19 protein-coding genes are annotated in these 10,824 nt (G+C 36.9%); 17 read left to right on the plus strand and 2 right to left on the minus strand.

Annotation, left to right across the window (positions count from 1 at the left end; translation table 11 throughout):
- Window positions 1-88: 88 nt before the first annotated feature.
- Window positions 89-1,189, minus strand: coding sequence for a site-specific integrase (locus C9J34_RS20415; protein WP_107842013.1), 1,101 nt, complete (start codon window positions 1,187-1,189; stop codon window positions 89-91).
- A gap of 84 nt (window positions 1,190-1,273) precedes the next feature.
- Window positions 1,274-1,933 (minus strand): LexA family protein, encoded by a 660-nt coding sequence (locus C9J34_RS20420; RefSeq protein WP_107842014.1) that lies wholly within the window; start codon window positions 1,931-1,933, stop codon window positions 1,274-1,276.
- A gap of 178 nt (window positions 1,934-2,111) precedes the next feature.
- Between C9J34_RS20420 and C9J34_RS20425 the strand changes: the two genes are divergently transcribed.
- From C9J34_RS20425 to C9J34_RS20500, 17 genes are all read left to right on the plus strand, one after another.
- Window positions 2,112-2,333, plus strand: coding sequence for a helix-turn-helix transcriptional regulator (locus tag C9J34_RS20425; protein WP_107842015.1), 222 nt, complete (start codon window positions 2,112-2,114; stop codon window positions 2,331-2,333).
- Window positions 2,334-2,436: 103 nt separating this feature from the next.
- On the plus strand, window positions 2,437-2,637 hold the full coding sequence (locus C9J34_RS20430; protein WP_107842016.1) for a helix-turn-helix transcriptional regulator: 201 nt from the start codon (window positions 2,437-2,439) through the stop codon (window positions 2,635-2,637).
- 165 nt (window positions 2,638-2,802) lie between these two features.
- Window positions 2,803-3,273: a hypothetical protein gene (locus C9J34_RS20435; protein ID WP_107842017.1), complete on the plus strand. Its 471-nt coding sequence runs from the start codon at window positions 2,803-2,805 to the stop codon at window positions 3,271-3,273.
- Entirely contained in the window at window positions 3,245-3,409 is a 165-nt protein-coding gene (locus C9J34_RS22175) for a hypothetical protein (RefSeq protein ID WP_193769111.1), read from the plus strand. The genes C9J34_RS20435 and C9J34_RS22175 overlap by 29 nt, the downstream gene beginning before the upstream one ends.
- Entirely contained in the window at window positions 3,393-3,542 is a 150-nt protein-coding gene (locus C9J34_RS22180; RefSeq protein ID WP_193769112.1) for a hypothetical protein, read from the plus strand. The genes C9J34_RS22175 and C9J34_RS22180 overlap by 17 nt, the downstream gene beginning before the upstream one ends.
- Window positions 3,543-3,626: 84 nt before the next feature.
- Window positions 3,627-4,460, plus strand: coding sequence for a hypothetical protein (locus C9J34_RS20440; RefSeq protein ID WP_107842018.1), 834 nt, complete (start codon window positions 3,627-3,629; stop codon window positions 4,458-4,460).
- Window positions 4,460-4,933, plus strand: a complete 474-nt coding sequence (locus C9J34_RS20445) for a siphovirus Gp157 family protein (RefSeq protein WP_107842019.1) — start codon at window positions 4,460-4,462, stop codon at window positions 4,931-4,933. The genes C9J34_RS20440 and C9J34_RS20445 overlap by 1 nt, the downstream gene beginning before the upstream one ends.
- Before the next feature lie 10 nt (window positions 4,934-4,943).
- Window positions 4,944-5,390 carry an AP2/ERF family transcription factor gene (locus C9J34_RS20450; RefSeq protein WP_107842020.1) on the plus strand — a complete coding sequence of 149 codons (447 nt, stop codon included), beginning with the start codon at window positions 4,944-4,946 and terminating at the stop codon, window positions 5,388-5,390.
- On the plus strand, window positions 5,390-5,710 hold the full coding sequence (locus C9J34_RS20455) for an organic solvent tolerance protein OstA (RefSeq protein WP_107842021.1): 321 nt from the start codon (window positions 5,390-5,392) through the stop codon (window positions 5,708-5,710). Before C9J34_RS20450 ends, C9J34_RS20455 begins: the two co-directional genes overlap by 1 nt.
- 14 nt (window positions 5,711-5,724) lie before the next feature.
- Window positions 5,725-6,426 carry an AAA family ATPase gene (locus C9J34_RS20460; protein WP_107842028.1) on the plus strand — a complete coding sequence of 234 codons (702 nt, stop codon included), beginning with the start codon at window positions 5,725-5,727 and terminating at the stop codon, window positions 6,424-6,426.
- Window positions 6,426-6,893 (plus strand): DUF669 domain-containing protein, encoded by a 468-nt coding sequence (locus tag C9J34_RS20465; RefSeq protein ID WP_107842022.1) that lies wholly within the window; start codon window positions 6,426-6,428, stop codon window positions 6,891-6,893. The genes C9J34_RS20460 and C9J34_RS20465 overlap by 1 nt, the downstream gene beginning before the upstream one ends.
- 74 nt (window positions 6,894-6,967) lie before the next feature.
- Window positions 6,968-7,171 carry a hypothetical protein gene (locus C9J34_RS20470; protein WP_107842023.1) on the plus strand — a complete coding sequence of 68 codons (204 nt, stop codon included), beginning with the start codon at window positions 6,968-6,970 and terminating at the stop codon, window positions 7,169-7,171.
- On the plus strand, window positions 7,171-7,557 hold the full coding sequence (locus C9J34_RS20475) for a hypothetical protein (RefSeq protein WP_107842024.1): 387 nt from the start codon (window positions 7,171-7,173) through the stop codon (window positions 7,555-7,557). Before C9J34_RS20470 ends, C9J34_RS20475 begins: the two co-directional genes overlap by 1 nt.
- Window positions 7,535-7,786, plus strand: a complete 252-nt coding sequence (locus C9J34_RS20480) for a hypothetical protein (protein ID WP_107842025.1) — start codon at window positions 7,535-7,537, stop codon at window positions 7,784-7,786. The genes C9J34_RS20475 and C9J34_RS20480 overlap by 23 nt, the downstream gene beginning before the upstream one ends.
- Entirely contained in the window at window positions 7,779-8,120 is a 342-nt protein-coding gene (locus tag C9J34_RS20485; protein ID WP_107842026.1) for a hypothetical protein, read from the plus strand. The genes C9J34_RS20480 and C9J34_RS20485 overlap by 8 nt, the downstream gene beginning before the upstream one ends.
- Window positions 8,113-8,418 (plus strand): hypothetical protein, encoded by a 306-nt coding sequence (locus C9J34_RS22185; RefSeq protein WP_193769113.1) that lies wholly within the window; start codon window positions 8,113-8,115, stop codon window positions 8,416-8,418. The genes C9J34_RS20485 and C9J34_RS22185 overlap by 8 nt, the downstream gene beginning before the upstream one ends.
- Entirely contained in the window at window positions 8,415-10,784 is a 2,370-nt protein-coding gene (locus tag C9J34_RS20500) for a phage/plasmid primase, P4 family (protein ID WP_107842027.1), read from the plus strand. The genes C9J34_RS22185 and C9J34_RS20500 overlap by 4 nt, the downstream gene beginning before the upstream one ends.
- The last annotated feature ends 40 nt before the right edge of the window (window positions 10,785-10,824 follow it).

Raw genomic sequence — 10,824 nt, forward strand, 5'->3', positions numbered from 1 at the left:
CGACTCCCGCCGTCTCCATATAGGTGCACAAAGTATAGATTTATCAAGGGATGAAAGATGTGTGGTAACATTTCTGGTAACATCCAGTTTATTCAGCCTTGAATTCTAATACTTGAGCAGGTCGGAAGTCGTTCTCCATATCGAGGACGGCTTCTTTTTCTGTTGTTGGGTAAAGATGGCTATATGTGTTCAATGTTGTTGCTACATCACCATGACCGAGACGAGCAGCAATTACTGATATGATAGTCCCCTTATTGATTAAATAGGATGCATGAGAGTGTCTAAAATCGTGTATACGTATTTTTTTTACACCTGCATCTGCAACATATTTTTCGAACCTTCTATCGAGTGTTGTTGTGGAAACACTGTCTTTTATTGTTCCAAAAACAACGTAATTCAATTTAACTTCCTGTTGGTACATTGCAGCTTGCGATAATTTTAGTTTCTTTAAAATAGACATAACTGTTGAAGGCATTAAAATTTTACGACGTGACGCTTCTGTCTTAGTTGTTGTGACTGTGCGATTGTATTCCGTTTTATCTACGTTGATGATGTTGGTATTAAAATCAATGTCAGCCCACGTTAAAGCAAGTAACTCACCTTTTCGCATACCACTATAATAGAGTGTCATAAATAATGCATAATACATATCGTCATCCACAGATGCTATAAAAACTTTAAACTCATCGAGCGTCCAATAGTTCACGTGCTTCGTTTCTTTTAAGTCTACATTACCGACTAACGCCGCTGGGTTTTCTTTCGTGTATTCATTTTTAATTGCAAAATTAAATGCAGCGGAAAGTGTCGTATGGATTTTCTTAACGTGCGATGCTGCCATTTTACTATCAATTAACTTGTCTTGATATTTAATAATGTCACGTTGTTTTATGTTGCGTAATTCCCTTTTGCCAAAGTGCGGTATGAGATGCACATTGAAGATGCTGCTTATTTTTGTATAAGATGATGCCTTCCTACGCTTTTCGTACCACTTTAAATACTCCTTTGCTATAAATTCAAATGTAACTATTTCCTCTGCTACGCCCTCAACTTCCAATTTAGCTTCAGCTAATAACGCAGCCTTTTCTGTTTTAAAGCCTCTGCGTTTCACTTGTTTTTTAGACCCATCTGCTTGTTCAATACGTGTGATAAAGTACCATGTACCACGTGCTTTATCTTGATATACAGCCATAATAAAACTCCTTTCGATTTATAGAAGAAAAGACCAAGCGAATGAGCAAGGTCTTTCTTTTTTTAATTAATAAGCGCTTGTTAATTAATCAACATTGACGATGTACAAAATTACTTTTCCGTGTATTCGTAAATCTACATCGTTAATTTTAAACACATAATCGTGAAACATCGGATTGTTTGAATTTGATTTAAAAATCAATTCATCTTGATTACGATAAAATGTTTTGACTGAATAATCGTAGTTATGACTGTACACTACAATGTCGCCGTCTTTTATGTCCTCCACAGTTTGAGGAAGAACGGCTATTAATGAATTATGCGGGAATAAATTATTCATGCTGTCACCATTTACTCGCATGAAGTATACATTTTTGTTACCTGCATACTTGCCTAATAATTCATCAGCTATAGCGATTGTATCGTAGTTTGTTATACTATCAATTTCGATTGGTAAGCCTGCCGAAACCGAAAAAGGAATGTATCGGTAATAATTACGTTTACTTATATCATACACAACTCCATTTTCTTTCATTGTCGTTTCATCAGATATAAATTGTAAACTGTCTGTCGTAATTCCAAGACCCCTACATATCTTCATTACGTTATCTATAGAAGCTTTACCAACTCCACGTTCTAATATTGATTGCAATGTTGTTGGCGGTATACCAATATGCTTTGCAAACTTTGTTCTACTATCCCACTTTTCATCAATCATATTTTTTATATATTCTGTTCTGCTCAATTATTTTCACCTCCTTATACTAATATTATATACGAAATTTCGTAATTATACAAGGTCTTTTTACTCATTTTCGTTTAATTTTAACGAAAAAACGTTTTTTGCATTGACTTAAAACTCAATTACGTTTAATATTCGTATTAACACAACGCAATTGCGTTTTCGAAAGGAGTGAAATCGTATGAATAAAAAATTCCCGAACTTAGAAGCCGAACTAGCAAGAAAAGGAATTCAGCGTAAAGACATTGCAGAAAAAATAGGCGTTCGTGTTGCTACAGTTTCGGACAAATTGAACGGTAAATACCCGTTCACCTTAGATGAAGCTACTGCAATAAAAAATATTTTCTTTCCTAATTTATCTATGGATTATTTATTTTCGGAAGTTGCTAATATGGCAGTTTAATAATTTTCAAAGCGCTGTGATACCGAGCTAAATACGGTATACATTCGGACTTATAGCTTATATAACGGTAGCAACGTTAAACAAATGAAGGGAGGGAGGATAAGTGCTTTACAGACTTTATGTAATGCGTAAAGAAGCGAGGTTGGAACAAAAAGATGTTGCAGACGAAATCGGAATGCACGCAGTAACGTATGGACGAAAAGAACGAGGGGTTAATGCTTTCACATTACCAGAAGCTCTAAAGTTAGCGAAATTATTTGACACGACTGTTGAGTATTTATTTGGGGAGTTGATAGATGAATGAAAATAACAAACAAGCAATGGTTACAAATGACTGTGGAGGACAAGCAATCGGCACTAAGAAAGGTGGCTAAACAATGAACTTAAAACGTTGGTTATCATATCCATTACGCAAACGATTAGCAGCGGTGAGTAACGCAATTAATGCGACAAAGGAGGAAGTTATCAAATGGTATTAAAACCTGTGTTAACTGTGGACGGCAAAGAGTATGAAGTACAAGATATGACATTTCAAAATGGTGTAGCAACATCTGCATTTATTTCTGATGAAAGTGGAAATTATCTTACTTACCATGATGTCAAATGCACATACTCATATGTTGAAGATCGATTAAAACTTGATTTTTCAACAGCCTTAAAATTCGTAGGCATTGAAGAAAAGATTGCTAGTGAGCGAGAAAAATTAATCGCACATCTTGAAGATATGCAAAATGAAGAAAATAATAAGCTGATGGAAATTGCAATTGATGCAATGGAGGGTGAAGCAGAAGAACCATTTGCACTAAATCTAGTAAACAAGCAACAAAAATACAAGCTTATGCAACAACGTGTGTTTGGCATCATTGATACGATTGAGGAAGTCAAAGCCTATACGGAAGGATATTACGCCAATGGAAATGATGCAAAAGTTGAAGCGTAATAACGTTATTAAGCAATTAAATAAGCTTGGCATTTGCTACATTGAAGGACAGGCATTAGAGGATGTTACGTATTCGGAGCTGCTTAAAACGCTCGTTAGAGAGCGCCGTAAAGGTGGTGATGACAATGGATATTGAACATCCCGATATTACGCATGTCAATCGTACAGGATATACGCGTGACCAATGGCGTGCCCTCCACAATAATAAGACTGTGGATGACGAACGTGATAAATCTGAATGGGATGATTTTAGCCATGAAGATGAATAAAAGCCCGCTAACTATGGCAGTAGTTAACGAGCACAAAACAAAATAATACAGTGCTATTGTAGCACACAAAGGAGATTAGCTTAAATGACAAAGTTTAAAATCGGGGAAAAGGTAAAATTTACAGAGGATTTCGGTGAGTATACAAAGGGAGATGTCGTAGAGGTGACTCATCTAATAAATGACAATCACATCAAATTCAAATCAGAAAAAGGAAAGGGTGATTGTTACACACATCGAATTCAAAAAATACTATCAAAAAATCAACGCATCACAGCATTAGAAAATGAAGTGAAACGCTTAGACAAATTTAGCGAGGGATTACGAGGTGCGTTAACAGGTGCGTTAAAGAGGATTGAATCACTTGAAGCAAAGCTTGTTGAAAAGGTAGCAATTGTCGAAAAATCGGCAAATGAACAGCGTGCTGAAATGATTGAGAAGGCTAAGGGATTTGTTGAGAAGTACAGCGGAGTCGTGACGAATAATACAACGCCTTACACAACAGCCGCAGGTAGCACTACCGTTAAATTATTCGTTAATGAAGAGAAGAAAATTATTACCGCAATTCCGCACTTAGTGAACACTGATTATACAGTTTATGCTGATAAAAAGTTTGCAAAATGCAATCCATCTGACGTATTCAACGAACATATTGGTAAAGCCATCGCACTAGGACGAGCGCTTAATCTTGATGTATCCGAATTTGAAAATGCGGTGCAGCCGGATGAATTAGTAATTGGTATGAAAGTTGAGCTATTGAAACAAATGAAACATCCTAAAAATTCACCTGGCTCAATTAAAACAATTTGTAAAGAAGGGATTTATCTAGAAGGTGGCCCTGAATGCGCTATTGATTCGAGAGTTGCTGAATTTAGTAAAATCATCAACGACACAAACGCTATTTATGGAGGTGCTAACTAATGGCTACCCTCTATGAATTAACTGGCGCATTGTTGCAGTTACAACGCATGATTGAGGACGGTAACGAAGGCTTAGAAGATACGCTTGAATCAATTGAACTTGCAACAGCGGACAAGCTGGAAGGTTATGCAATGGTGATTAAAAATATCGAATCGGATATTGAGGGTTTAAAGGCTGAGGAAAAGCGTTTGGCTGAGCGCCGTAAGGCAATGGAGAGCAACGTCAAGCGCATGAAAGACAGTATGTATGATGCTCTATTAACTGTGGAAGGCAATCGTTTGAAAACGGATAAGTTTACATTCAGCTTGCGTAAATCAACATCGGTGCAAATCGAAGATGAATCGCTTATTCCACAGCAATTTATTCAAACCGAAACGAAAATCAGTAAAACAGAGCTATCAAAAGCACTTAAAAATGGTGAATCTATTGCAGGTGCTAGCTTAGTAGAAAATCAATCATTAAGTATTCGATAGGAGGTCAATCATGAAAGGTGTAAATATACCAATTAGTCGTTTTCAATCTTTAGAAAGCATTGTGGCTGAAATAAATCAAGCAGCAGAAGGTAAAACAATAGAAGGAATATTCCTCAATCGTACATCGCTGTTAAAAGGCGAGATTGATATTGTTTTTAGCCCTCCACAGATTGTAGAAGTGGAAAAGGTCGTTGAAAAAGAAGTAATCAAGGAAGTGCCACTAAAAGTTATTAATCAAGTTAAAAAACAACGTGGCGCTACTTCACAATATCGTGGTGTTACGAAAAAGGGCAATCGTTACTATGCCATGATTCAAGTCGATGGCAAAAAACATTGGTGTGAGTCATACTTCCATGAAATATTAGCAGCCGAAGCTTACGACAAAAAAGCTTATGAGCTGTTAGGTGATAAAGCAATTTTAAATTTTCCCGAAAACTATGAAAAGGTGGCTAAATAATGGCTAAAGAAAAATTATACACAAAAGAACGTTGGTTTGCTGATACACGCAAAGAAGCGGAGGAAATCGTTGCACAAGCAAAGGAAAATGATGCATTAACAATGCAAAAAATCCATGAAAAACATAATTCGAAAGGCTTCTACTTTTTAGTGGACTTAGATTATGTCTACTCAACGCCAAAAGAAGAAATGGACAAGCGTCCTGACGATGATGCGCCCGAAGGACAAATGAATATCGACGATGTGCAGCATGAGGGCATTCCTTATAGCGTAAACGGTGACGGAACTGTAGAGGTAGCTGCTACAGATGAAAATGAATAAGGAGTGTGGAAGGCTTGCAAATTACAAGCGCTAGCGAAATGAAAAAAGAAGAAAATTTTTGCCAACTACTATACGCGGAGCCAGGTGGAGGGAAAACATCTACAATGCAATATTTAGAAGGTAAAACATTGTTGTTGGATATTGACCATACTAGCCGTGTTTTGGCTGGCAAGGAAAATATTGATATTGCAAAGATTGATACAGACAACCCCGAAGCGAGCATTAAAGAGTTTTATGTTTATGCCAAAAAAAATATTGCCAACTATGAAAATATCGTAATTGATAATCTATCACACTATCAAAAATTGTGGCTGATGGAAAAGGCAAAAAACACTAAAAGCGGTCAGCCTGAATTGAAAGATTACGGAATCTTTGACAATCATTTAATCGGTATCGTAGAAGCTTTCAAGGTGCTTGGGGTTAATGTGATATTCACAGCTTGGGAAACAACAAGACAAATTACACTCGAAAGTGGGCAGCTATACAATCAATTTTTGCCTGACATTCGCGAAAAAGTAGTTAATCACATCATGGGCATTATACCAATCGTTGGACGATTAGTGCGAAATCCACAAACAAAAGTGCGTGGCTTTATATTAAGTAAATCAGATGGCACGTTTGCCAAAAATCAATTAGACAATCGTGAATTTTGTCTACAAAATGAAATCTTTACAATTGGCGATGTAGTGCCGTCCACAGAGGAGGAAAATAAATAATGTCATTCTTTAAATTCGATTCAGAAAACGTAACATCAGGCTTTGAGCTAGTAGCGGAAGGGAAATACGAAGCGAGTATTGTAAATGCTGAACCTGGTAAAACACAAGCCGGAAAGGACAAGCTTTCCGTAGACTTTGAAATTCGAAGCGATGTTAACCAACCACATCAAGGCGCAAAAATTTTATATAATACGTTCACATTTGAGCACGAAGTATCAGTTAAAATTGTAAACTCATTAATCGCTGCTTGCGGGTTCCCACACGGACACCCATTCACTTCACCGCAAGACATGGCTAATCAGTTGATTGGGAAATATTTAGAAATCAACGTGAAGCATGAAAAATACACGAAAGATGGTCAAGAACGAACTGCTGCTAAAGCAAAATATTATGATGTGTCAAAAGTAAATCCGCCACAACAGGCAGGGGCGCCAATTACAGTGGGTGAAAAGAACCTCCCGTTCTGATTAAAACTAAATAGAGAGCTGCTTTCGTGTGGCTCTCTTTTCTTATACTCAATTTTCATTGCGGAGGGCTAAAAATGGCTAAAAACGATGCGTATAGCAACGAAAAATTACAAAAAATCAAGGCGCAATTTCCAAACGAATTGACATTTAAAACTTATTTAGAATTATCCAATTATGGATTGAGCGACAAGGATATTAAGCGCATGTATAAAATCAGTACAAACGTTTTTCAATTCTTTAAAAGCAATCATCTGAAAGTATTGGGAGGGAAAATATAGTGGATATTCAAAGTGAAATTAATAACAATCCAGTGCTTAAACAGGTGCAAGAATTGTTGATTAATCAGACTGTAAAAGGACTTGAAAAGTATGGTCAAACAGTGAATCCGAATGGACTATCAACAACCGAATGGATTGACCATGCAAGCGAGGAAATCGTTGATTTATTGGTTTATTTGCAAGTGTTAAAAACGAGTGAAGGACATGAAAATGTAGTAGTAAATAACGAATTAATTCATGAAAATATGTTGTTGCGTGAAACACTTAAACAAATCGAATTATGGACACGTAACCCAAAAGAATATGAACCCTCATTGTATTCGATAAACCACATCGTACTTAAAGCATTGGAAGGTGAATCAAATGACTCGATTAAAGTCGATTAGAATAAGCGCTATCAATTGGAATACACAATTTGATGATGCTAATGGTAGCTATTACGACTATGTTGCGTCGCTATATTCAAATGACAAAGAAAGTCATGCAAGCATTACTCAAGAATTATTAGGTAAAGGTTGGCGCATAGTAGAAAATTCCGACAGCAGCTTATCAATACTTGAAAAAGATAGACATATTATTCGGTTATCAAAATTATGGGGTGAAACGAATGACTGAAAAAGTGAAGGTTAGTCGCGAGATAGCAGAGGCGATGAATTCGGCATTAAAAGAATATACCAAGGAAGTTATAGTCGATACAGTAATCAAAAAAGGTTTTACTGGCATTAGAGAGCCACTGAATCGTTTGGGAGCTTTTAATATAAGCAAGATGCTAGTTCGAGGATATGAAGTAGATAAAATTACAGATGAAAAAGAAGCTAAAGAATATTTATCGAAAATATACAATCACAATCTTATTCACGATAGAACGGATACAAATATTGCATTTGCAGATGGTATTGAATTTGCAATTAATTTACTTGGAATCAAAATAAAAGGCATCAATGATTGAAGGTGAGAAAGTGGCAATTAAATATAACTTTGAAAATCAATACTACAAAGGTATCAAACTTCAACTTATACAACGTTCTTATCATCGTACTTCAAAAGCGAAAGGACACGCAAAGCGCTTTACGTTAAACGGCACCAATCAAAACGTTTGGATTCCGAATAAGCACTTAAAAGATGACGGAACGATTATTGAAGGAGAAAACATTGACTATGTATTCAGAAAAGCGCCACGTCAATTAGAAAAGGCGGGCTATACACAAGCTATTCCAGGTATTAAACGAAAGTCGGTGATGGTATGAAAACACCAATTAATTTTAACGAAATACCATCGGAATTACGAATGTTGCCCCAATGGATACTGTGGAAAGCAGAGAAAAAGGGCGGGCGTTATACGAAAATACCATATCAAGTAGACGGCAACGAAGCACGCTCCAATGACCGCCGCACATGGTCTACATTTGCAACAGCAGCTAAATTTTATACGGAAACTGACGCTGACGGTATCGGCTTTGTATTTAGCCGACAAGACAACTACATCGGTATTGACATTGATAAATGCGTGACGTATGCGAGTGATGATAAAGATAAAGTAAATCCAATTATTAATGACTTTGCTAAAGAGGTCATTGATACGCTGGATAGCTATACAGAGTTTAGTGTATCAGGTACAGGCATACACATCATTGTTAAAGGTAGCCTTCCACAGTCTGTAGTAGGGACTGGACGTAAAAGTGCAAAATACGGCTTAGAGATTTATCAATACGGCCGTTACTTTACGATGACAGGCAACCGTGAAAATTCAAACGAAATTTATGATAGAACGGACGAGCTGGCAGAGATATTCGAAAAGTATTTTGACGATTCGGACGTACAAGGGCGTATCAATTTAGCGGAGTTCGAAAAAGATGAAATTAAGCTATCGAATGAAGCACTTTGGGAAAGAATGTTTCGTTCGAAACGTGGTGACGAAATCCGTTCCCTGTACAACGGAAATTTAATAAATGAGGACCATTCGTCTAGTGATTTAGCCTTATGTAATCACTTAGCATTTTGGACAGGGAAAAGCTCGTCGAGAATGGATTCAATGTTTCGTGAATCAAGTCTTATGCGTGATAAATGGGATAGAATTCACTTTTCCGATACAGGCGAAACATACGGTGAAAGAACGATTGCTACAGCTATTACATCTACTACTACAACGGTGTTGGACCATAAGCACGAAGAGGAATATGCAGAATTTGACGTATCGTACACAGTTGATGCGGTGGCAGTTGATGAAGATATTAAACCAAAAAAGAAATTTCGTTTAAACGAACTAGGGAATGCCGAACGTATCGCCTACGAGTATGGACATGCCATACGTTACGTATCTGAAATGGGATGGATGCTATGGGACGGCAAGCGATGGAAAGTTGATAATAAACTGCAAATTGAACGTATCGCAAATAAAGTATTGCGTGACTTAGAAAAATCGGAGGATGAAAACGAACGTTCGTGGGCTAGGAAATGCGGAAAAAGGAATATACGAATGAACAGTATTAAGGATTTAATGCCATTAGTACCAGCCGAGCGCGAAGAATTTGACCGTCATAAATTTTTATTTAATTGTGCAAATGGAACCTTAGACTTACGAACAGGTAAGCTACAACAACACAATCGCGAATTGCGATTATCTAAACTTGCAAATGTTGAATTTAATGAAAATGCAAAATGTCCAATGTGGCTTAATTTTCTTCAACAAATTTTCAAAGGTGACAACGATTTAATAGATTACATGCAACGGTTAGTCGGTTATAGCATGACAGGTGACATAAGTGAGCAGGGCATGTATTTCCTTGTTGGCGGTGGCAGTAATGGTAAATCAACGTTTATCAATATTATAAAGTCACTAATGGGCGATTATGGACTTCAAACCAAGTCAGACACTTTCATTAAAAAGAAAAATGATGGTGCAAATAACGACATTGCAAGGTTAGCAAGTGCAAGATTTGTTTCAGCAGTCGAATCCGAGGAAGGGGAAAAATTACAAGAGTCACTTGTTAAAACAATTACAGGTGGCGAACCAATATTAGCTCGCTTCCTACGACAAGAGTTCTTTGAGTTCACTCCCGAGTTTAAAGTTTTCTTTACCACAAACCATAAGCCGATTATCGGCGGGGTCGATGAAGGTATTTGGCGCCGAGTAAAAATTATTCCGTTCACCTTAAATTTAAAACCACATGAAAGAGATAAAAAACTGGAAGAAAAATTATCGCTTGAAATGTCAGGTATTTTGAATTGGGCACTAGAAGGGTGCTTGAAATGGCAACAATCGGGTTTGAATGAACCGAAAATCGTGTTAGATGCAACAGGTAATTACAAAGATGAAATGGACATATTAGCACCGTTTTTAGACGAATTATGTTATACGGCTGAACCAAAAAACGAAGCAATAAAAATTGAAGCGCAAGAATTATACAGAATTTATGACAGATGGTGTTTGAATTCGGGCGAGCGTCAAATTGGAAATAGAACCTTTTACCGCATGCTTGAAACGAAGGGATTCGGAAAAACAAAAGGTGCAGGAAATAAAGTTTTCCTTACAGGTATTACCATAAATGATCGTAAACCAGTTAATAAACAAGTTACCGAAAATGAAAATACAGGTGGTTTCAAGCTTGGTTGATAACCATTATAAGCATTAAATCTGTCTCTTATACACATCT

The sequence above is a fragment of the Metasolibacillus meyeri genome, from assembly GCF_003049505.1.
GTDB classification, from domain to species: Bacteria; Bacillota; Bacilli; order Bacillales_A; family Planococcaceae; genus Metasolibacillus; species Metasolibacillus meyeri.